This is a genomic window from Streptomyces sp. NPDC051909, from assembly GCF_040681095.1.
In the GTDB taxonomy this organism is placed as follows: domain Bacteria; phylum Actinomycetota; class Actinomycetes; order Streptomycetales; family Streptomycetaceae; genus Streptomyces.
In genome coordinates this window covers 315,967-336,827 of record NZ_JBFAYA010000004.1, presented here as the reverse complement: position 1 = coordinate 336,827, position 20,861 = coordinate 315,967, and the positions used below count along the sequence as shown (strand labels likewise).

The window sequence follows — 20,861 nt, the reverse complement described above, 5'->3', positions numbered from 1 at the left end:
AGCCGTCTCGCGTCCTCCATGTAAATCTAAACCGAGCGGTTCGGTATTTCAATAGCCTCTGCCGATGCCCTGAAGAAGACGGACCGAGTGGAATTCAGGATGCGGCCGCGTCCGGTGTCGCGACCTGACCGGTCCAGATGGTCTTTCCGGTGGGTGTGTAGCGCGTGCCCCAGGTGTCCGCCAGCTGGGCGATCATGAACAGTCCGCGGCCTCCCTCGTCGGTGGTCGCGGCGTGGCGCAGATGGGGTGAGGTGCTGGAGGTGTCGGAGACCTCGCAGATCAGCGAGCGTTCGCGGATGAGTCGCAACCGGATGGGCGGGTGGCCGTAGCGGATGGCGTTGGTGACGAGTTCGCTGACGATGAGCTCGGTCGTGAAAGCCATCTCGTCAAGATGCCAGGCGCGGAGCTGGCGTTCCGTCATGGCGCGGGCCTTCGCGACGACCTCGGGCTCGCCGGCCAGATCCCAGGTGGCGACGCGGTCCGGCGGGAGGAGGTGGGTACGGGCCAGGAGGAGTACGGCGTCGTCCTCCGGCGCCTGGGAGGGCAGGACGGTGTCGACGGCCGTACGGGCGAGCGTGTCCAGGCGCGCCTCCGGCTGGGCCAGGGCCTCGCACAGCCTGCTCAGCGAGCTGTCGATGTCGCCCGCGCGGCTGCGGACGAGGCCGTCGGTGAACAGGGCCAGGAGGCTGCCTTCGGGCAGGTCGACGTCGACGGCCTCGAACGGCAGGCCACCGAGCCCCAGCTGGAGTCCGACCGGCATCCGAAGGAGTTCCGCCGTCCCGCCCGGGCGTACCACCGCGGGTGGCAGATGTCCGGCGCTCGCCGCCGTACAGCGCCCGGAGACGGGGTCGTAGACGGCGTACAGGCACGTCGCGGAGACCTCGGTGGGATCATCGGCCGCCTCCTTGAACTGCCATGTGCGCTGCACCAGTTCGTCGAGGCGGGCGAGGAGTTCGTCGGGCGGCAGGTCCATCCCGGCCAGAGTGCGGACGGCCGTGCGCATCCGGGCCGCGCGGGTGACCGCGACGAGGCCGCGGCCCGTGACATCGCCGACCACCAGGCCGATCCGGGCACCGGAGAGCGGGATGACATCGAACCAGTCGCCCGCGACGCCGGCGTGGGCGCGAGCCGGGAGGTAGCGGTGGGCGACCTCCAGCGCGCCGGGTTCGGGGACTCCGCTCTGCAGCAGGCCGCGTTGCAGGGTGAGCGCGTCCTGGTGCTCGCGGGTGTAGCGGCGCGCGTTGTCCAGGCACAGGGCCGCGCGCGCCGCCAGCTCGACGGCCAGGGCCAGGTCGTCCTCTCGGAACGCGTCCGGTCGCCGCCACCGGTACAGGTGGACAAGGCCCAGGGTGACGTCGCGGGCGCGAAGAGGCAGCGTCATCACGGAGTGCACGCCCGCTTCGAGGACCTTCGCCGCATGCTCGGGATAGCGGTCCAGCCAGTCGGCGTCCTCGGCGAGGACCGGGATCAGCCGCGGCGTACCGGTGGCCATGCAGCGGGCCTGCGGAGTATCCGGGTGGTAGGTGATCAGGGCGTCCACCGGATACGTCGCCTCCGGCGCGTGGGCGAGCACCGAGCGGATCGCCGCCCGCCGCAGCACCGCCGCGCCGGGCACCGGCCCCGGGGGCGGCTCCTCGCCCAGGGCGACGCCGTCCAGCAGGTCGACGGCGATGAAGTCGGCCAGCTCCGGCACCATGACCTCCGTCAGCTCCTCGGCGGTCCTGGTGACGTCGAGGGTGGACCCGATCCGTTCCCCGGCCTCGCTCAGCAGGGCCAGGCGTCGCCCGGCCTGGTGGCGGTCGGTGATGTCGACGACGGCGGACGCCACGCCGAGCACCCGGCCGGACGGCTCGGCCAGCCGGAAGGAGGAGACCGACCAGACCCTCTCGCGCTTCGGGTCCGCGGGTGTGCCGCCGTGCTGCTCCTCGGCCGCGACGGGCCGTCCGGTCCGCAGTACCGTGCGCAGCCGCTCCTCCACGGCGTCCGCCTCCGCCCCGGCGAGCAGCTCGTGGACCCGCTTCCCGAGCAGCTCTTCGGCGGGCGTGCCGCTCAGGCGTTCCAGGGCCGGGTTGACACGTACGAGCCGCAGCTCGGTGTCGTAGACGGCGATGCCGACCGGCGCCTGGCCGAACAGTCCGTCCAGCACCGCGGCGGACTCCGCGTCCAGCGAGGCAACCGGATCGGCATTCTTCGGAGACGGTCGGCCGACCATGACCCGCCTTCCCGACGCGAGCTCGTGGGGTACCGGCCTCGCGGCCCCACCCATCCATCGTGCAGGCACCCGCTACGGGCCGCACATCGCGGCGGCGTGGAAACGGGGCTCGCCCCCGCAGCGGCCCGCCGCGCTGCCGTGAAGCCACGCATTCCGTCGATGCGGCCTCGGGTCGCGGCCCGCATGCGCGGCAGGACGATCTGGGGTACTTCTCGGATGAGGGAGAGGCGGGCTTCGGCATGTGGTTGCCGACGCCCGTGCGCCTCTCCCCGCGGCGCCGTTCGAGAGGGAGGCAGTTGCCATGGAGCCAGTCGTCACGGTCGGTCTGGACGGCTCGCCCGAGAGCATGGCAGCCGCTCATTGGGCCGCCGACGAGGCGGAGCGGCGCGGGGTCACGCTGCGCCTGATGCATGCCTGGCCCATGCTGGCGCCCGAGCCGGTCCGTGCCGCGTCGGAGATCGATCAGAACTACTGGGCGAAGCGGCTGGTGCACAAGGCGCAGGCCGAACTCCAGGCCCGCCACCCGGGCCTCGTGATCGTCGGCAACCTGGTCGCCGACGACGCGCAGGACGCCCTGGTGAAGGCGGCGTCGGAGGACGAGCTGACCGTACTGGGTTCGCGCGGCCTGACGTCAGCCGAGAGCTACTTCCTCGGCTCCGTCAGCATGGCCGTCGTGGCACGGGCCACGCGGCCCGTGGTCCTGGTGCGCTCAGAGCCCCGCGAAAAGGGCACGTCGCCCGCCACCGGCGGCGTTGTGGTCGCGCTCAAGCTGCACGGCCCCTGCGACGGCCTGCTCGCCTTCGCCTTCGAGGCCGCCGCGGCCCGCGGCGTGCCCCTGCGCGTCGTCCACGGCCGAAGCCTGCCGCTCCACGCGCACACCCCTTGGGGAGTGGACCACGAGGTCACCGAGGAGATCACGGAGGATGCCCGGAAGCAGCTGGGGCAGGTCCTCCGCCCGTGGCGCGAGAGGTTCCCCGCCGTGGAACCGGTCGATGCCGTCCGCCTCGAAAGCCCGGCCGAGGCCGTCGTGCGCGCCGCCGAGGGCGCCGAACTGCTGGTCGTCGGCCGGCGCAGGCACCATCCCCCGCTCGCACCACGCCTCGGCCCCGTGGCCCACGCCGCTCTGCACCACGCGCGTTGCCCAGTCGCCGTCGTCCCCCATGACTGAGCCGACCCCGACCGGGCCCAGCACGGCTCTCCCGCAGACCGGAAGAAGTCACCCGTTCCCACGAGAAGGAGACGTGATGTCCGAGAGCATCGCCCCCGATGAGCACGAGCGGCTGCGCACCCTGGAGGACCAGGTGCAGGTCTTGGCCCAGGCCGTCAGAGCGCTGGCCGAAGGGCTGGAGCAGATCCCCTCGGAGGACGTCGAACGGGAGAAGCAGGCGGCACACGGTGCCCGGCTGGCGCACGAACTGCTGCTGTCCCAGGGGCTGTAGGAGCCCGACGACGGAAGTCTCCGAGGTGATGAGCCATCCGGCGGTATCCCTTCCGACGAGAACGCCCGCCATCAGCAGCCGGCCGACCCCGTGGTCAGGTGTGTCAGGTGTGTGACGTCGCCGCGCCCGTCGGCTCGGTCGGTGCGGACGCCCACCGTCTGCGGACGGATTCCTCGTGTTCCGTCTGCTCCAGGCTCTGTTCGGCGGCGGCCAGTTCCTCGCTCAGCCGGGGGATCCAGTGGTGGCGCAGGGCGCGGACGCGTTGGCGGGTCCTGCGGATCTCGGCGGCCACGAGCCGGAGCGCCTCGTGCGCGGCCGCGTAGTCGGCCGCCGCCCTGACCACGTCGCGGTAGACCGTCTCGGCCCGCGCAAGGGCCGTGTTGCGCGGCGGAAGATCATCCGGTGAGCGGGCAGCGGGTGCGCACGTCACGCCGGCGGGGTGCCGTACGCCCATGGTGGTCGTGTACGTGATCTCGGCCGTCGCCCGGCCCGCCGCGGGCGCTTGGGCGAGGGCCTGCTCCCCGCTCAGCAGCATGCCGCGCAGCAACCAGGTCTCGGCCTCGTGAAGCCGGGACGCCCAGAGCCGGGCCGCGTCCTCCTCGGCCTGCCGCATCGCTCGTTCCCGCTCCAGCAGGAACAGCAGCTTGCGCTCCAGCACGTCGGCTCCTCTCAGCGCCGTGTCGAGACGCAGGCGCAGGCGCAGCCGACCCGCCCGGCCCGGCGGGACACGTCGCCCGCTCATCGGTCCTCCTCCGTGTCGGCCGATGCCTTCCTGGCTCCGAGCAGGTCTTCCGGAAGCATCCCGAGTTCGCCGGCGGGCAGCGTCAGGAGGACCTGCCACGCCTCGTCGAGGGACTCGTCCAGGGAGCGCGGTTCACCGGGCCGCTGCGCGAGAAAGCGACGCAGGAAGCCTTGTTCCAGGTCCAGGTACCTCCGGTCGACGGTGCTCAGGGCCTGCTCGCCGATGAGATCGGCGAGCTCCCGTGCCTGCCGGGCGCGGGCGAGCGCGGCGATCAGCTGCGCGGCGACCGGAAGATGGTCCTCGCGTGTGCGGCCGGTTCCGGCACCCTTGCGCATGAGCCTGGAGAGCGAGGCGAGCGCGTCGACCGGAGGGTAGACGCCCTGGGCGTGGATCGCGTTCGACAGGACGATCTGGCCCTCGGTGATGTATCCGGTGAGGTCGGGGACAGGATGCGTGATGTCGCCGGCCGGCATGGTGAGCACCGGGACGACGGTGACCGATCCCGGACGGTCGCGGATCCTGCCGCAGCGTTCGTACAGCGAGGCCAGGTCGCTGTAGAGATAGCCGGGGTAGGCGCGCCGTGCGGGGATCTCTCCTCGGGCGGCGGAGACCTCGCGCAGCGCTTCCGCGTAGGCCGTCATGTCGCTCATGACGACGAGGACGTGACGGCCGCCGCGGAACGCCAGGTCCTCGGCGACGGTGAGGGCGAGCCGTGGTGTCAGGAGCCGTTCGATCACCGGGTCGTCCGCGGTGTTCAGGAGGAGGACCAGCTCCCCGTCGGCGGAGCGTTCCGCCAGCCCCGCGCGCACGAGGGCCGCGTCCGCGTGGGTCAGGCCCATCCCTGCGAAGACGACGCTGAAGGGTTCGTCTCCGCAGGAGGACTGGGCGGCGACCTGGATCGCGAGTTCGAGGTGAGGCAGACCGGCGACGGAGAAGACGGGCAGTTTCTGGCCGCGTACCAGGGTGGTGAGGACGTCGACGGCGGCCACACCGGTCAGGACCGGCTCCGTCGGCGGTTCTCTGCGTGCCGGGTTGATCGGTGTGCCGCCGATCGCCGCCCGGACCGCGCCCAGGACCGGCGGTCCGCCGTCGACGGGGTCGCCGCGTCCGTTGCACACCCGGCCCAGCCAGCCGTCGCCGACCGGCACGTGCAGCGGCGTTCCGGCGAAGGCGATCCGCGTGGTGTCCGGGCTCATCCCGACCGTGTCCTCGAAGACCTGCACCACGGCGAGGTCCCCGTCGACCTCCAGGACCAGCCCGTGGCGCCGGTCGCCGGAGTCGAGCGTGATCCGGACGTACTCGTCCCATCCCACGCCCGCGACTCCGTCGACCACCACGAGCGGGCCGTGCAGCTCCCGTACGGCGGTGTACTCGACCTCGTATCCGCCGCTCATGGCGGTTCCGCCAGCCGTGCCAGCACCGTGTCGCGGGCCGCTGCGACGGCGGCCGTGTCGTCCGGCCCGGCCGCGTCGCGGGCCCGCAGGACCGGGGTGAAGTCGACGGCCTCGACGGTCTCCACGTCCGTGCCGGCGTCGACGAGGGCGGCACAGCGGTCGACGACGGCCAGGAGGGCGTCCGCGAGAGCCGCGGTCTTGCGCGGTGTGCAGTACGCGTCCCGGGGCGAGAGCGCGCTCTGCTGGAGGAGGCCCTCGCGGATCAGCCTGCCGCCGAGGACGCTGACCCTTTCACGCGGCGGCAGGGCGGTGAGTCCGAGGAGCTCGACGAGGCCGGCGAGCCGGTCGGCCTCGGCGAGGCGCGCCGCGACCCTCCCGCGTCGCTCGGCCGCCGCGTCGGGTTCCCCGGCCGCCCGCGCGGCGGCGTCCCTGGAGAAGGAGTCGGGCCAGGACACGGCCGGATAGTGACGGGCGTACGCCAGGTCACGGTCCAGGGACCAGAGGCACCGCACGAAGCGCTCGGTGTGCGCGGTGACGGGTTCGGTGAGGTCTCCCCCGGGCGGGGAGACCGCCCCGATGACGGTGACGGAGCCCGGGGCGTCCCCCAGGGTCCGTACGGCGGCCGCGCGTTCGTAGAACGCCGCGAGTTCGGAGGCGAGGTCCGCCGGGTAGCCCTCCTCGGCCGGCAGTCGGCCCATGCGGGCGGCGAACTCCCGCAGCGCCTCCGCCCAGCGGGACGTGGAGTCGGCGATGACCACGGTGTCGAGGCCCATGTCCCGGAAGTACTCGGCGACCGTGGCTCCGGTGTGGACGCTCGCCTCGCGCGCCATCATCGGCATGTTGGAGGTGTTGGCGATGGTCACGGTGCGATCGGAGAGCCGGCCGCCGGTGCGCGGGTCCTCCAGCCGCGAGAGTTCGTCGATCACTTCGGCCATCTCGTTGCCGCGCTCTCCGCAGCCGACGTAGACGATGACATCGGCGTCGCACCACTTGGCGATCTGCTGGAGCAGCATGGTCTTTCCGGTGCCGAACCCGCCGGGGACGGCGACCGTGCTCCCCCGGGCCACGGGGAAGAGGAGGTCGACCACCCGCTGGCCGGTCGTGAGCGGTTCGCGGGCGACGAGTCGTTCCCGTACGGGACGGGGTGCTCGTACGGGCCATTCGGACGCGATGCGCACCGGCGTCCCGGCGACCACCGCGAGCACCTCGTCCTCCCCGTACCGGCCCTCCGGCGCGATGCGGTCGACGGGTCCTGTGCAGCCGGGCGGTGCCAGGAGGCGGGTGGGCACCGTACGCGCGGCTCCGCCCAGGTCTCCCAGTACGCCGCCCTCCGTCACATGCTGTCCGACGGCCGCGCATGGGCTGAAGGCCCAGGTCCGTTCGCCCGGTGGTGGCGCGGACGCTCCCGGTGACAGGCGTTCGCCGACTCCGGCGAGAGGTCTGAGCAGACCGTCGAACACACCGCCGAGGAGGCCGGGGCTCAGCCGCACCGAGAGGGGCTTGCGCAGGCGCCGGGCCGGGTGGCCGGGGGCCAGTCCGCCGGTGTACTCGTACGCCTGGAGGGTGGCCACCTCGCCCTTGATCGCGACCACTTCGGCGGTGAGTCCGGCCTCGCCCAGCAGGAGCAGCTCCCCCATGGCCATGCCGTCGGTGTAGTCGACCTCGACCAGGGGTCCCGCCACCCGCCGCACCCGGGGCGGGGTCACGGCGTCCACAGAGCCTCCGCCTCCGCTCCGAACCGTTCCAGCGCCCGGTCGCTCAGCGTGTCGGGGGTGAGGTCGACTCTGCGGCCCGGGGCCGCCGCCGTCAGCCCGCCTTCCGGAGCGGCGGCTGTAGCGGCTCGGGGGCCGAGCAGCGCGTGGGCGCGACGCCGCAGCCGCCGCTGGGCGTCCCGGTCGGCGGTCGCCCGGCGGACCGCCTCGCGTACCCGGGCGCGCAGGTCCGCGTACGCCGCGGACTCCGCCGCCAGTTCGAGGTCTCTGGCGGCCTGGCGGGCGGCGGTGTGGCGCACCTTCGCGGCTGCCGTCCCCTCGGCTCTTCCCTGGCGCCGGGCCCGCTCCAGGATCGCGGCGGCTTCGGCCTGTGCCGCCGCGACGAGCCCGTCGGCCTCCTGGGCCGCTCTCGCCAGGGCGGTGTCGGCGTCGGCGCGCGCCGCACGGAGCAAGGCGTCGCGCACCGGGACGAGTTCCCGCTCCGGCCGTGCCCGCCGACCGGGCCGGGTCCGCCTCGCGATCACGACGGCATCACCGCCGTGAGGAACCGGGTGTCCGCCAGCTGCGGGCCCAGCGCCTCGGCCGCCGCGGGGGTGAGGATCACGAGGGACACGTCGTCCGGAAGCGCCCACCAGGCCTCGCGTACGTCCTCCGCGCGCTCCGCCTCGAACACGTCGACACCGGCAAGGGCGAGTCCGCGCACTCTCATGTGCTCGCCGACGGCCGCGACGGTCCCCATCTCTCATGCCTTTCCAATCAACAGGATGGCGACCACGAGACCGTAGACGGCGATGCCCTCCGCGAGTCCCACGATGACCATCGCCCGGCCGAAGAGTTCGGGCCGTTCGCTGAGCGCGGCCAGCGCGGCGGCGCCGGTGTAGGCGACGGCCACGGCCGCGCCGATCGACGCGCCGGCCACCGCGATGGCCGCGGCGATGAGGGCGGACCCGTTGGGTTCGGCCGCCGCGGCCTGGGCCGGCGCGCCGAGCGCGACCCCGGCGAGGCCCACGACCAGGAGGGCGAGGGCTCCCATGAGCATCAGCAGGTTCGACACCAGGAACCATCGGACGGAGCGTTTCCCGTCGCGTCGGGCCAGCGTGCGGAAGGCCCAGAAGCCGGCGGCGAGGAACGGGAGTGCGATCAGCCAGGCGATCATGTGGTGACCTCCGGGTCGGCCAGGGGCACGTGCCAGGGGCGGAACGGACGTCCTTGCGCCTCGAAGACCCGTGAGAACAGTTCGTAGAACTCCAGGCGGAGGGCCTGGACTCCGGCGATCAGTGCCTCCAGGGCGAACGCGGCGGCCGTGGCGACGGTGAAGAGGACGACCGCCGCGGCGAGCGGCGCGGGCCCCTGCCGGGCAAGGCCGGTGGTCCCCTGCCAGATGAGGTGTGCCAGGGCGGCGTGGGTGAGGCCGAAGGCCGCGAGCCGGGCGAAGGAGACGGTGTTCGTGCCGGCCCGCACGACGACCTCGAAGAGGCGCACGCCGGTCTCGGCCAGGCCCGCCGCGCCGCCGGGCGTGGCGGCGAGGAATCCCGCGCCCGCGAGAAGCAGGCCCAGGGGGGCGAGTACGGCGCCCGCGACCAGGTAGGCCCGCTGGTCCAGGTACCACCCCGCGCCCACCAGGGCGAGGGACGCGTACACGACGAATCCGGCGCAGCCGGACGGGGCGTACACGGCCCGCGCCGGGCCGCCCTCGCGCCATCGGTTGACCGTCCCCGCCACGTAGGCGAGCGCGAGGAGCACCCCGCCGAACGCGATCGAGGCGGTCAGCAGCCGCTCCGGCGAGTCGAGCGGATCCAGCCACAGGACGGGAAGGATCCCGGTCGGTCCGAAGAACTCCCCGTAGGCGATGCCCGCCAGGACGGTGGCCGTCCCGGCGCCGGCCAGGAAGGGCCGAATCCGGCGGTATCGCGCGAGGAACGGAGGGAGACCGCGACGCAGCGCGAGAGCCAGGAGGAGCAGCAGCAGTCCGTATCCGGCGTCCCCGAACATGACGCCGAACATCACGACGAAGACGACACCGGAGGGCCATGACGGGTCCACGTCCCGGTAGGGCACCGTGCCGTAGGTGGTCACCAGCCCCGCGAAGGAGTCCGCCGCGCCCCGGGAACCCCGCAGCAGCGTCGGGGGTTCGACCCCGCCCGGCGCCGGGAGGACGACCAGCGCCGCGCCCACGGCGGCGAGGCGTGCGGCCAGCCGGGGCACGTCCGTGGCAGGGCACCAGCCCGTCAGCGCCGCGACCTCCCCGCGCCGGACGGCGCCCCGGTCGATGGCCGCCAGCTGTGCCTCACCGGCCAGCAGGTCCTCGCGACGCTCCTGCCTCAGCGCGTCGAGGTCGGGGGCGGTCGGCGCGAGCCTCGCTCCGGGACCCCTGTCGGACGGGAGCCCCCGCGATGCCTCGGCCGGGGCGGACTCCCCGCTGCCCGGCCGGTCCAGTTCGACGCAGCCCGAGTCGGCGATGCGTACGAGGGTGTCCCGCAGCGCGGCCGACGGGGCGACGAGCGCCACGCGCCGCATCCGTACCGGCAGCAGGTGTTCAACCGACCAGGTCATCGAAGACCTCCAGGGGGCCTCCGCCCCGCGCCGCGAGCTCCAGGGCCGCTCGTACGCGCCACGCGTCCACGGACAGCGCGGCCACCGCGCCCACGAGCGTGGCGGGTCCGTACGCGGAGCCGCGCAGCATGTCCTCCGCGTCCCGGCCCAGGACCGCCCACCAGCGGGCCTCCGCCCGCCAGAGGTCCGCCGGGTCTGCGACGCCTTCCACGGCCCATCGGGCTCCGGCGGGCAGCCGGTCGCGGAAGTCCCGGAGGCCGGTTGCCCGCAGGGCCCGGTCTCCCAGGACGTCCGCCGCGCGGCGCCGTACCGGCGTCGGCAGGACGTGCCCGTGGACGAACATCTCGCGGGCCGTCAACAGGGCTGCCCTGCCCTCGGCCCAGGTGCGTGCGGGCCCCACCTCCGCGGTCCGCGCGGCGGCGGCCATCCGCATGCCGACGCTCACGCCCCAGGCGGTCTCGGCACCGGGGTCGCCCCAGGGCGAGGCGGCGAGCATCCGGCGGACGGCGCCCGGGGAATCGGCCCGTTCGAGCCGTCGCCACGCCGTGCCGAGCGCACCGAGACGGTAGGCCCGGGGAGGGGGCGACGAGCCGGAGAAGGACTTCAGGAGCGCCTCGACGTTCGCGATCTCGAAGCCCGCCGCGAGCGGCCGCAGCAGGGGCGCTCCGGCGGGCGGCAGCCATCCCGCCAGGACCCGCAGATTCCACAGCAGCGCCGCCGCGACTCCGCGCTGCGCGTCGGCGAGCGAGGCGTCCGCGGCGGCTTCCCGGTAGGGCGAGCCGGCCAGGCTGCGCAGGGCATGCGGGAGGGACGCGCTCGCGGCCAGCTCCCGGGTGGCGGCGGCACCCAGTCGCTGGGACGTCAGAGCTCTGGCCCTGATCACACCGGCGACCCACCCGGCGCCCACTCGTCGCTCCCCATGGTGTCGAGGCGGCCGAGCGCGTACTCGGCCACGCGGTCGGCGAGACCGGGAATCCGCTCGTCGGCGCGTGCGCGCACCCGCTCCGCCGCGCTCCGGCCGGCGGCGAGAAGGGCGGTCTCCTCACGGCGGGCCGCCGCCAGGGCGGAAGCCACGGCTTCCGCCCGCACCCGAACCGCCTGCTCCTGGGCATCGGCCACGATCTCGGCGGCCCGACGGGCCGCCGTCCGTACGAGGGCCGCGGCCTCGTCCCCGGCTAGGGCGCGGATCTCCGACGCCTCCTCCTGGACGCCCGCGAGCCGGGCGAGCACCGGACCGAGCTCCGCGGCGGGATCGACGGCCCGGTCGGCGGGCACGGCGACGACGGCCGCACCGGGCGCGCCGACCCGCCGGAACCGTGCGAGGAAGGACCGCAGTCGCATCCGGCGACCTCCTCTCTCACGTCGTTTCCAGTCTCGCCACCCCCGCGCGCGCTGTCGCCTCGAACCGCGACCCGCGACCCGGGCCCGAGGAAAGCGGTCGTCCCACCGACCGCAGGAGGGTTCCCCCGGGTCAGCGCTCGCCCAGAGGGCGCACCACGGCGACCGGGCAGTGCGCGTGATGCAGCACCGCCTGGCTCACCGAGCCGAGCAGCAGGCCCGCGAAACCACCGCGCCCCCGTGCGCCGACGACCAGGAGCTGCGCGGCGCTGCTCGCCTCGACCAGAGCCTCACGGGTGGCACCGTGCACCACGCGGAGCTCGACCGGGACCTCCGGGTACCTCTCCCGGCGACCCGCGAGCGCCTCGGCGAGCAGACGCTCCTCCGCCTGGGCGAGCATGCCCGGACCGCTCGCGTACGGTTCGGCGGGATCCTGCGGCGGAGGCACGGGGGCGTTCCACGTGGTCCACGCATGCAGGGCGACGAGGCCCACGCCGCGCAGCGCGGCCTCCGCGAATGCGAAGTCCACCGCCGCCTCGCCGGCCCGCGAGCCGTCGACCGCCAGCACGATCGGCCCGCCGGACTCCGCCCGGTCCCGCACCACGAGCACAGGACATCGGCCGTGTGCCGCGAGGTGCACCGCCGTGGAGCCCAGCAGCAGCCCCACGAAGCCGCCCACGCCCCGGGACCCGACGACCAGCAGCTCCGCCGCGCGCGACTGTGCCTCAAGGACCGTGACCGGCTCCCCCACCACCACGGCATGGGTGACGTCCACCGATGGTGCCGCCGTCCTGGCACGGCGTACCGCCTCGGCCAGCAGGCCCTCGGTCATCTTCCGTATCTCGCCCTCGTCCGGCATCGGCAGGGCCTGCCACAGCGGCACACTCGCCACCGGCCAGTGGAAGGCGTTCACGATCCGCAGCCCCGCGTCTCGCCACCGGGCCTCCCGGGCCGCCGCCTCGACGGCGACCAGGCTCGACGCCGAGCCGTCCGCTCCCACGATCACCAGACCACTCACGGCGCTCCTTCGCTCAGCCCCCGTCCCAAGCGTCACCCCGGCGACGCTCCACGGCCACAGAGCAGAGCCCGACCGGTGCCGGGCAAGATCCGCTTCACCAGGCAGGATCCGCTGCGCCGGGCAGGATCCGCTTCACCGATCATGCCGACAAGCCGGTGGTCCTCAGAGGGTCACAGGAAGAGCGTGCTCACACGAACAGTGCTCACGGGTCGCCCGGGACGTGCCTGGATTCCCTTCGCCTTCACCGCGATCCCCTTCGCCTTCACCGGGATCCGCGTCGCCGGCTTCTGCGGCGCGGGAAGCAGGCCGCTCGGCATCTCCTGCCGGTCGGGCCGGGCCGTGGCCCTGGTCTCCCGCCTGCGGGACGGGTTTGCCTTGTCGGTCACGGACGTCCTCCTTCCTGAGGGTTGCGCGGCCGCACACCGTCGCCGTACAGCCGTTCGGGTGATACGAGGAGCACCTCCCCGTCCCCTTCGGCCTCCCGGAGTCCCGGACCGAACCCGGCGGCTCCGAAGCAGACGAGGCGGGTTCGGTCGGTGTCCTCGCCGAGAGCGGCGAGGCGCGCCAGGTGCCCGCGCAGCCGTTCGAGGTGGGGCGTGTCCATGGGGTGCGTCCAGGAGACCGAGCCGATCGACAGCAGCGGGCCGGGACGGCGGCCCTGCTCGCCGCGCACCACGACGTCGATCTCCTCGGCCTGAGTGGTGGCATGCGGGAGAGAACCCGACAGCGCGGACGCGGGCGCGTCTCCGAAGAGCGCCGCCGGGGCGAACCGGACCGCCCACTCCCGGCAGATCCGGGCGAAGTGCGGGGCGCCCACGTCTCTTTCGAACGTGGACCGTGCCCGTCGCCAGATCTCCTCGATCCCTGCGGCATCCGCGTCCACGAGCTCGGAGCGGTGGGGGCGGATCACGGCGTGGTCGAAGGCCAGCAGGGGTTCGGTGATGCGGTAGTGGATCAGCCCCGGCTGGAAGGCGTCGGGCTCGCCGCGTACCAGGCCGCGTACTTCGAGGTGGGACAGGATGTGCGGCACGTCCGTCGCCGGCCGGTCGAGCCAGTCGGCGATCGCCCCCGGTGTGGAGCGGCCGGCCGCGAGCGCGGCCACGGTGGAGTGACACGAGGCCATGTCCCAGCCGTCCGGGACCCGGCCCAGGATGTGCCCGGCCTTCCAGAACAGCGGCAGCCTCGGGCTGAGCACCCGCTCCTGTACCCACCGGTCGAAGTCGGCGAAGCCGACCGGGGGCCGGTCGCCCGCCGGGTCGAAGCGGAAGGCCGCGCTGCCGCCGACGACGGCGTGCACGCGCAACGCCAGCCCGACGTCGTCGATCGCCCACAGTTCCCTTGCCTGCCGGTAGTCCAGCGGGGCCATCTCCACGACCTGGTCCACCCATCCGGCCGAGGCGTTGAGCAGGCGGCTCATCACCGGTGTCGTACTGCCGCAGAGCAGCAGCCGGAGCCGGGAGGAACCGTCCGGGCCGCCGCCCAGCTGATGGCACACCTCGCTGATCGTGGCCGGCAGCCCTGGGCTCTGCCGTACGACCTCGGGAAATCCGTCGATGACGACCAGCGCCGCCGGTTCGCGCCCCGAGCCCGCCAGTGCGAGCAGCGCGTCCCGCCACTCCGTCCATCGAGGTGCCCGCGCGAGACCGGCATGGCGCGCGTACCGCTCGGCGAGCGCACGGAGGGTCTCAGCTTGAGCGGCTTCCTGGCCGGCGAAATAGAACCCGCCCGTGGCGCGGGCCAGGGCTTTGAGCAGAAAGGATTTTCCGTGCCCCTGTGGACCGGTGAGGACGCCGATCGCGGGCCCCGGACGGGGATCGTCGACGAATGCGACAAGCCGGTCCCACTCGGCCTCACGGTCGTAGAGCCCCTGAGGCCGGGCGACAGGGGTGGTCAGAGTTCCCACTGTTCTCTCCCCTTCCAAGGACATTTCTCAGGGGCGAGGAGAAGGGGTCTTCGCCCCATGCATCTCACGATACGGGCCCCGGGCCCGGGCCGTGAGGGCCCGGTCAGCCCTGCCGAGAACCCCGTTCGGCCCTGTTCGGGCGACGGCGGCCGCGAGGAATGTGAAGGTCGTAGCCGTGCGTTGGTCGCCGTGTCGCCGCGTCGCCGTGTCGCCGCGTCGCCGCGTCCGGTGGCCCTGACGGACGAGGTGAGACGGCGCATCGCCGCCACGACCGGGAGTGACACGTCATGAGGCACCGCAGCGTCGCCGATCTGATGACCCCCACCACGGTGAGCGTCCGCCCGGACGCGTCCCTGCGGGAGATCGCCCGGCTGCTCGACGAGTTCGACATCACCGCCGTGTGCGTCGTCGACGAGGCGAACCGCCCGCTCGGTGTGGTCTCCGAACGCGATCTCGTCCGCCGCCAGGCGAACGGCGGCGGGGGGAACAGTGCCGGCGAACTCATGTCGAGTCCGGCTGTGGTGGCCCAGCCGGAGTGGAGCGCGGTGCGCGCGGTCCGGGTGATGGACCGGCGGGGCATCAAACGCCTGCCGGTCGTCGACGAGACGGGCGTGGTCGTGGGCGTGCTCAGCCGCAGCGACCTCATCCAGCTCTTCCTGCGCCGCGATCACGCGATCCAGGAGGAGGTCGTCGAGGACGTCCTCACCCGCACTCTGCGCCTGGCCCCCTCCGCCGTGAGCGTCGACGTCACGGAGGGCGTCGTGACCCTCAGCGGGACTCTCCCCGACCGGCGGCTGGCGCCGGTGATCGAGCGGCTGTGCGGCAGCGTGGACGGCGTCGCGGCTGTCGTCGACAGGATCCGATACGACGACTGAGCACGGGGGCGGGTACGACGGCAGAGCACGGGGGCGGGCAGCCGGGACGAGCACGGGAACCGACGGATCGCGCGGACCTCACCGCTCCTCCCGGCGTTCCCAGTCCGTGAAGCGGGACGGGACGATCTGCACGGGGCAGTGGGCATGGTGCAGCACGACGTGGGCGACCCGTCCGAGGGCCGGCGCCACGCCCAGGGCACGGTGCTCGGTGCCCATGACGAGAAGGTCCGTGTGAGCGCTGGCGTCGACCAGGATGCCGGGGGTGCTGGTGCCCCTCTCGACGTGGTGGCTGACGTCGAGTTCCGGGTGGGAGTGCCTGAGGAGATCGGCGATCTCCCTCACTTCCTGGACCCGTGTCCGGGTCATCTCGTCCGGGTCGTCGAGCCTGGTCGCGACGCTGCCGACGTGGGTGAGCATGTTCCACCCGCTCAGCAGTCTCAGCGAGGCCTTGCGCGCCTCGGCCTCGGCCGCCGCGACGGGCAGCCATGCGAGGTCCGAGGCTCCGTGCACGGCCGCGGTGACCGTACCCGTCTCCGGTCGCTCGCCGTCGCCGCGCACGACGATCACCGGTACGGTCGAACGAGCGGCGACGCCCAGTCCGACCGAGCCCAGCATCAGCGAGGCGAACCCGCCGAGGCCCCGGTTGCCCACCACGATCGTGCCCCGGTGGCCGGCGGTCGCACGGAGTGCCGCGACCGGTTCCAGCTTGCTGAGCTCCTTGACCACGGTCAGATCGGGGTGGCGGTCCTGAATCGCCGTGGCCGTCTCGTCGAGCAGGTCGCGCCCGGCCTCCCGTACCGCCTGAAGAGTCTCCGCGCGGACGATCAGGGCTCGCCGGTCGGTATCGGCGGCGTGCACGAGATGCACGGACCGGCCGCGCCGCGCCGCCTCGTCGGCGGCCCACAGGGCGGCCGTCCGGGCGGACGGGGAGCCGTCGATCCCCGCGATGACGGTGCCGAGCTCCGGATGGACGGGGATGTCGCTGCTCATCGCTCCTCCTCGGAATGCGTCCCAGGGCCGGGGACGAAGGTCCCCCGGTGCGGCACCTTCCACGCTGGCACCGTGCCGGGACCCCCGGGGATGGGTCCTTCGGTCCCTTTCGAGACCTGTCGGCCCTCCGGTCGCGGAGCCCGAGGGAGGCCCTGCCGCGAGGCGATGGGGCCCGTTCGACCCCAGCGGGGTGCGTGTCCTGTGGGCCAGACTGGTGGAGTCGGATCCGGGAGGTCCACATGCGTACAGACCCGAGCGTCGCCGCGAGCGCCGAGCCTCTCCTGCTCGACGCGGCTCTGCCGGAGTTCCGGTTCTCCCGTCTGGAGTGCGGTGTGATCACCGCCGCTCCGGACGTGGTGTACGGCGCGGCCCGTGATCTGGACATGCTGTCCATACACTCGCCGCTGTTCGACGTGGTCATGTGGGCACGTGGAGTGCCGGACCGGATGCGCCGCCGGCCGGTGGCCACACCGCCGTCGATGCGCGTGTCCGATCTGTTCGACACCGCCGCCCGTGGTGTTCAGGGTGAGCAGGCGGACCGGGAGGCCCAACCCTGGGTCCCCCTGGGAGAGAACCCGGGCCGCGAGATCGCCTTCGGGGCGGTCGGCAAGGTCTGGAAGCCCACCATCGAGTGGCGTCGCGTCGAACCGGGGGAGTTCGCGGGCTTCGAGGAGCCCGGCTGGGCGAAGATGGCCGCCGCCTTCGTCGTCCACCCCTACGGGGCGCGGCGGTCCCTGCTGACGTACGAGGCGCGCACCGCCTGCACCGACCCCGAGTCCACCGCACGGTTCGGCCGGTACTGGACTCTCGTGTCACCGGGGGTCGGCATCGTGCTGCGCGGGGCACTGCGGACGATCGAAGCGGCCGCAGAGGCCGGAGAGGCCGGAGACGCCGGAGAACGAAGCAGTCGAGGAGATGAGTCGTGATGCGTGCTGTGATCGTGTACGAGAGCCTGTTCGGCAACACGCGGGAGATCGCTGACGCGATCGGGGAAGGCGTCAGGCAGGCGCACCCGAACGCCGAGGTCGAGTGCGTGGCGGTGAACGACGCGCTGCCGGAGCGCATCGGCGCCACCGACCTGCTGGTCGTCGGCGGGCCGACCCATATGCGGGGCATGACCACGGGGATGAGCCGGAAGATGGGGCTGAAGTCGGAGGCGAACGAGGCGGAGAAGGAGCAGCGGGCGTTCACGCCCCTGCCGGACGCCGAGGGCCCCGGCGTCCGCGACTGGTTCCACCACACCCTCCCGAAGGCCCACACCGGCACCCATGCCGCCGCGGCGTTCGACACGCGGGCGGACATGCGTCTGGCAGGCGGCGCCGCCGGCGGCATCGCGCGCCGGCTGCGCGGTCACGGCTACGAACTCGTCGCGGAACCGGAGGGGTTCGTCATCGAGGACACCGAGGGCCCGCTGCGCGAGGGTGAGCGCGAGCGCGCGAGGGCGTGGGGCGCGGCCCTCCAGGTCGCTTGACCGACGCCGTACGTCTCGCCCCCGGCCCGGGTCAGGGGGCGAGGTCGCGGCGGCGGAGCAGCAGGTGGGCCGCCAGGAGGCCGGCCACGCCCACGCCCGTCAGGACCGCGAGGTCGGCCCAGAGGACGGCGCCGCGGGCGAGGGCGTCTCCTGGTGCGTAGTAGTGGAACGGGCTGATGTAGCGCAGGGACGCCGCGGGCTCCCAGGCGAGGGCGATGAAGTTGACGGCGAACCCCACCGCTCCGATCGCTATCACCGTGCCGAGGACCTGCGCCCGTCGCCGCCCGGCGGCCGACACGGCGAGCGCGGGGCCGATCAGGCACAGGGCGAAGCCGTATCCCATGAGTCCGGCCGCGAAGACTCCGCCGAGGCCGACGTCCGCGTGGATCTCCGGGGAGAGCGCCACGCCGGCGGCGACGGTGAGCGTGGCGGCGGCGGTCAGGGCCGCGGAGGCGATGAGGAGCGCCGCGGTGCGTTCGGCGAGGAGGCGGGTGCGGGTGACCGGGCGGACCATCACCAGCTCGATCGTTCCGGACTCCACGTCCGCGGCGACGGCGGCGGCCGCGAGGGAGCCGATCACGGTCAGCTGGAGCGCGATCCAGAAGGGATGGGTCAGTCCCGCCCCGAGCAGGCCGGGGTAGCTCGCTATGGAGACGTCTCCGCTGGAACCGCTGAACGCCCGGTACGCCGACGGCGGACTGCCGCCGCCCGAGAAGAGCCGGCCGGGCGGGATCGTGTTCGTGACGACCACGATCAGCGCCTCGAAGACCACCATGCCGATCAGCAGGCCGATCAGCATGCGCCGCCTGCGGTGCAGGGCGAGCCACAGCAGCGGCCACCGGCGGCTCACGGCGGTTCCTCGGGGGTACGGTGACCGCCGCTGTCGCGGTAGAGGTCGAGGAACGCCTCGTCGAGACCGGCCTCCTCCACCGTGATGTCGACGACCGGGAGGGCGAGCAGCGCACGCAGCGTGGCCACGACCTCGCTCGGCGGGACCAGCAACTCGGCCCGGTCGCCCTGCCATCGTGGATTCCAGCGGTCCGCCTCCCCGAGACGGGGCGGGCCGAACCGGTCGGTCCGGTCGGTCCGATCGGTCCGATCGCCCTGACCGCCCTGACCGCCCTGACCGCCCTGACCGCCCTGACCGCCCTGACCGCCCTGACCGCCCTGACCGCCCCCGAGCGTGACACGGATCCTCCGCGCCCTGGCCTCTCGCAGCGCGGCGACCCGCTCGACGGTGACGAGCCGCCCCTCGCGGACGATCGCCACCCGACCGCAGGCACGCTGGACCTCCGGCAGGACATGGCTGGACAGCAGCACCGTGCGGCCTGCCCCGGCCGCCTCCGCCATCAGCTCGTAGAAGGTCTCCTGCACGAGGGGGTCGAGTCCCTCGGTCGGTTCGTCGAGCACGACGAGCCGGGGGTCGTGCTGAAGGGCCTGGACGAGACCGAGCTTCTGTTTCATGCCTCGGGAGTAGGCCAGGACCGGGCGTCGCAGATCCCGCTCGGACAGGTCGAGGCGCGCGCACAGCTCCGTGCGACGGGACGACGGCACCCGTTGCAGTGCCGTGAGCAGGTCGAGGGTCTCGGCACCGGTGAGTTCGGGGTGGAAGCGCAGCTCCCCGGGCAGATAGCCGAGCTCGGGCGCGAGCCGGGGGTGCTCGGCGACCGGGTCGAGGCCCAGCACCCGCATGCGGCCGGCTGTTGGCTTGAGAAGCCCGACGAGGCAGCGAAGCGTCGTCGTCTTCCCGGCCCCGTTGGGCCCCAGGAAGCCGAAGACCTCACCCGCTCCGACGGTCAGGGACAGTTCCTCGACACCGACGACGGACCCGTAGCGTTTGGTCAGCCGGTCCAGCGCGATGGCGTGCTCCACGCCCATACGTCCAGTCTGTGCCCGCCGTTCTGCCCTCGCCCGCTTCTCGCGGATCCGGGGCGCGCGGTGCGTGGTGCGCGGTGCGCGGTGCGCGGCTGCCAGGGCTGTTCGGCACCGGCTCGACCCCGATCGGCCCATGCCCGGCCCCCGTGTGTCGGCGCAGGCTCGATGTGGTGGGGCGGCCGAGTGGCCGACGAGGGGCTGCCGAGGCACCGGAGGTGGCGTGATGAAGCACCCGCGCACGGTCGACGACGTGATGACGCACGCGGTGGTCTCCGTGGGACTGGACGCCCCGGTCAAGGAGGTCGTCTCCGCCATCAGTCGCTGGCGAATCAGCGCTCTGCCGGTGCTGTCTCCCGAGGGGCGCGTCGTGGGAGTGGTGTCGGAGGCCGATGTCATGGGCAAGGTGCCGGGCGAAGGCCGGCCGGGGACCACCGCGCGGCACCTGATGTCGGTGCCCGCCGTCACGGTCCCGCGCGGCGCCACGATCCCGGGCGCCGCCCGGCTGATGGGGCGCGGGCATCTGAAGCGTCTTCCCGTGGTGGACGACGACGGACGTCTCGTCGGCGTCGTCAGCCGGGGAGATCTGCTCAAGGTCTATCTGCGGTCCGACGCCGAGCTCGCCGAAGACGTGCGGCACGAACTCCTCACGCACCTGATCCCCGAAGGAGAGGCCGCGGAAGGAGAGACCATGCTCACGGTGAGAGCGGCGGACGGCGTCGTCACCCTCGGCGGGCACGTGCCCGACTCGGTCTCGGTGAACCTGCTGCTCCAGCTGACCCGGGCGGTTCCGGGTGTGGTGGACGCCGTGGCGGAGTTCGACACCCGCGTCCCGTAGGCGTCCGGGGGTCCCGTGGGCGTCCGGGGCCATCGGCGTGCCGTCACTGTGCCGTCACTCGCGGCGTCCCGTCACTCGCGGCGTCCCGTGACTCGATGCGCCGGGTCCGTGACTCAACGCTCCGTGACTCGATGCGCCGGGAAATGCTGGACCCGCGCGTCGGGCCCCGGGAAGACCAGGGTGATCTTCCCCGTGTCCGACCACAGCACATCGAAGGGCGGGCTGCCGTCCGCGTGGTGCAGACCGACGATCTCGCCGTCGCGACCGTCGTCACCCACGACCGCGCCGCCGACGATCAGGCGGTCCCCCACCCGGGCCCAGAGGCCGACGCCGGCGTGGGAGTCCTCGGGTCGGCGCTGCGTTCCTGTTCCGGCCATGGCCCTCTCCTCCCGGGAGTACCCCACCCCTCCACTCTCCGCCTCGTTCGGGGGGCCGTCATGGGGCCGACCGTCCCAGATGGGGACCATTCGGCACTCCACGGGTGACGCCGAGGGGGTCAGGGTG

At 73.4% G+C, this 20,861-nt stretch carries 23 protein-coding genes; 6 read left to right on the top strand and 17 right to left on the bottom strand.

Annotation, left to right across the window (positions count from 1 at the left end; translation table 11 throughout):
* Window positions 1-94: 94 nt before the first annotated feature.
* Window positions 95-2,146, bottom strand: coding sequence for a SpoIIE family protein phosphatase (locus AB0M18_RS09040; RefSeq protein WP_365756150.1), 2,052 nt, complete (start codon window positions 2,144-2,146; stop codon window positions 95-97).
* A gap of 367 nt (window positions 2,147-2,513) precedes the next feature.
* Between AB0M18_RS09040 and AB0M18_RS09035 the strand changes: the two genes are divergently transcribed.
* The gene (locus AB0M18_RS09035) at window positions 2,514-3,380 is read left to right on the top strand and encodes a universal stress protein (RefSeq protein WP_365756149.1); all 867 of its coding nucleotides are present in this window, start codon (window positions 2,514-2,516) and stop codon (window positions 3,378-3,380) included.
* A 76-nt stretch (window positions 3,381-3,456) separates the two neighbouring features.
* Entirely contained in the window at window positions 3,457-3,651 is a 195-nt protein-coding gene (locus AB0M18_RS09030) for a hypothetical protein (protein WP_365756148.1), read from the top strand.
* 103 nt (window positions 3,652-3,754) lie between these two features.
* Here AB0M18_RS09030 and AB0M18_RS09025 read toward each other — a convergent pair whose 3' ends face one another.
* From AB0M18_RS09025 to AB0M18_RS08970, 12 genes are all read right to left on the bottom strand, one after another.
* Window positions 3,755-4,393: a V-type ATP synthase subunit D gene (locus tag AB0M18_RS09025; protein ID WP_365756147.1), complete on the bottom strand. Its 639-nt coding sequence runs from the start codon at window positions 4,391-4,393 to the stop codon at window positions 3,755-3,757.
* Window positions 4,390-5,787: a V-type ATP synthase subunit B gene (locus AB0M18_RS09020; protein ID WP_365756146.1), complete on the bottom strand. Its 1,398-nt coding sequence runs from the start codon at window positions 5,785-5,787 to the stop codon at window positions 4,390-4,392. The genes AB0M18_RS09025 and AB0M18_RS09020 overlap by 4 nt, the downstream gene beginning before the upstream one ends.
* Window positions 5,784-7,502: a V-type ATP synthase subunit A gene (locus tag AB0M18_RS09015; protein ID WP_365756145.1), complete on the bottom strand. Its 1,719-nt coding sequence runs from the start codon at window positions 7,500-7,502 to the stop codon at window positions 5,784-5,786. Before AB0M18_RS09015 ends, AB0M18_RS09020 begins: the two co-directional genes overlap by 4 nt.
* The gene (locus AB0M18_RS09010; RefSeq protein ID WP_365756144.1) at window positions 7,490-7,963 is read right to left on the bottom strand and encodes a hypothetical protein; all 474 of its coding nucleotides are present in this window, start codon (window positions 7,961-7,963) and stop codon (window positions 7,490-7,492) included. The genes AB0M18_RS09015 and AB0M18_RS09010 overlap by 13 nt, the downstream gene beginning before the upstream one ends.
* A gap of 56 nt (window positions 7,964-8,019) precedes the next feature.
* Window positions 8,020-8,238: a V-type ATP synthase subunit F gene (locus AB0M18_RS09005; RefSeq protein WP_365756143.1), complete on the bottom strand. Its 219-nt coding sequence runs from the start codon at window positions 8,236-8,238 to the stop codon at window positions 8,020-8,022.
* A 3-nt stretch (window positions 8,239-8,241) separates the two neighbouring features.
* Window positions 8,242-8,655 carry an ATP synthase subunit C gene (locus AB0M18_RS09000; protein WP_365756142.1) on the bottom strand — a complete coding sequence of 138 codons (414 nt, stop codon included), beginning with the start codon at window positions 8,653-8,655 and terminating at the stop codon, window positions 8,242-8,244.
* A complete protein-coding gene (locus AB0M18_RS08995; protein WP_365756141.1) occupies window positions 8,652-10,052 on the bottom strand; it encodes a V-type ATPase 116kDa subunit family protein in 1,401 nt (466 codons plus the stop codon). Before AB0M18_RS08995 ends, AB0M18_RS09000 begins: the two co-directional genes overlap by 4 nt.
* The gene (locus AB0M18_RS08990; protein ID WP_365756140.1) at window positions 10,036-10,935 is read right to left on the bottom strand and encodes a hypothetical protein; all 900 of its coding nucleotides are present in this window, start codon (window positions 10,933-10,935) and stop codon (window positions 10,036-10,038) included. Before AB0M18_RS08990 ends, AB0M18_RS08995 begins: the two co-directional genes overlap by 17 nt.
* Window positions 10,932-11,393: a hypothetical protein gene (locus AB0M18_RS08985; RefSeq protein ID WP_365756139.1), complete on the bottom strand. Its 462-nt coding sequence runs from the start codon at window positions 11,391-11,393 to the stop codon at window positions 10,932-10,934. Before AB0M18_RS08985 ends, AB0M18_RS08990 begins: the two co-directional genes overlap by 4 nt.
* Before the next feature lie 130 nt (window positions 11,394-11,523).
* Entirely contained in the window at window positions 11,524-12,408 is an 885-nt protein-coding gene (locus AB0M18_RS08980) for a universal stress protein (RefSeq protein WP_365756138.1), read from the bottom strand.
* Between the two features lie 170 nt (window positions 12,409-12,578).
* Complete coding sequence (locus AB0M18_RS08975; RefSeq protein WP_365756137.1) at window positions 12,579-12,794, bottom strand: hypothetical protein; 216 nt, start codon at window positions 12,792-12,794, stop codon at window positions 12,579-12,581.
* A complete protein-coding gene (locus tag AB0M18_RS08970) occupies window positions 12,791-14,311 on the bottom strand; it encodes an ATP-binding protein (protein WP_365756136.1) in 1,521 nt (506 codons plus the stop codon). Before AB0M18_RS08970 ends, AB0M18_RS08975 begins: the two co-directional genes overlap by 4 nt.
* Window positions 14,312-14,598: 287 nt before the next feature.
* On the opposite strand from AB0M18_RS08970, the gene AB0M18_RS08965 reads away from it, so the two are divergent.
* Window positions 14,599-15,186: a CBS domain-containing protein gene (locus AB0M18_RS08965; protein ID WP_365756135.1), complete on the top strand. Its 588-nt coding sequence runs from the start codon at window positions 14,599-14,601 to the stop codon at window positions 15,184-15,186.
* A 78-nt stretch (window positions 15,187-15,264) separates the two neighbouring features.
* Here AB0M18_RS08965 and AB0M18_RS08960 read toward each other — a convergent pair whose 3' ends face one another.
* Window positions 15,265-16,176, bottom strand: a complete 912-nt coding sequence (locus AB0M18_RS08960) for a universal stress protein (RefSeq protein ID WP_365756134.1) — start codon at window positions 16,174-16,176, stop codon at window positions 15,265-15,267.
* Between the two features lie 239 nt (window positions 16,177-16,415).
* Here AB0M18_RS08960 and AB0M18_RS08955 point away from each other — a divergent pair, with 239 nt between their 5' ends.
* Window positions 16,416-17,102: a hypothetical protein gene (locus AB0M18_RS08955; protein ID WP_365756133.1), complete on the top strand. Its 687-nt coding sequence runs from the start codon at window positions 16,416-16,418 to the stop codon at window positions 17,100-17,102.
* Complete coding sequence (locus AB0M18_RS08950) at window positions 17,102-17,647, top strand: flavodoxin domain-containing protein (RefSeq protein WP_365756132.1); 546 nt, start codon at window positions 17,102-17,104, stop codon at window positions 17,645-17,647. Before AB0M18_RS08955 ends, AB0M18_RS08950 begins: the two co-directional genes overlap by 1 nt.
* A gap of 31 nt (window positions 17,648-17,678) precedes the next feature.
* Here the strand turns inward: AB0M18_RS08950 and AB0M18_RS08945 are convergent, their stop codons facing one another.
* Both AB0M18_RS08945 and AB0M18_RS08940 read right to left on the bottom strand, forming a co-directional pair.
* Window positions 17,679-18,497, bottom strand: coding sequence for an ABC transporter permease subunit (locus AB0M18_RS08945; protein WP_365756131.1), 819 nt, complete (start codon window positions 18,495-18,497; stop codon window positions 17,679-17,681).
* Window positions 18,494-19,525 carry an ATP-binding cassette domain-containing protein gene (locus tag AB0M18_RS08940; RefSeq protein ID WP_365756130.1) on the bottom strand — a complete coding sequence of 344 codons (1,032 nt, stop codon included), beginning with the start codon at window positions 19,523-19,525 and terminating at the stop codon, window positions 18,494-18,496. Before AB0M18_RS08940 ends, AB0M18_RS08945 begins: the two co-directional genes overlap by 4 nt.
* 220 nt (window positions 19,526-19,745) lie before the next feature.
* Between AB0M18_RS08940 and AB0M18_RS08935 the strand changes: the two genes are divergently transcribed.
* The gene (locus tag AB0M18_RS08935; protein WP_365756129.1) at window positions 19,746-20,357 is read left to right on the top strand and encodes a CBS domain-containing protein; all 612 of its coding nucleotides are present in this window, start codon (window positions 19,746-19,748) and stop codon (window positions 20,355-20,357) included.
* A 113-nt stretch (window positions 20,358-20,470) separates the two neighbouring features.
* Here AB0M18_RS08935 and AB0M18_RS08930 read toward each other — a convergent pair whose 3' ends face one another.
* Window positions 20,471-20,734 (bottom strand): DUF1918 domain-containing protein, encoded by a 264-nt coding sequence (locus tag AB0M18_RS08930; protein ID WP_365756128.1) that lies wholly within the window; start codon window positions 20,732-20,734, stop codon window positions 20,471-20,473.
* Between the last annotated feature and the right edge of the window lie 127 nt (window positions 20,735-20,861).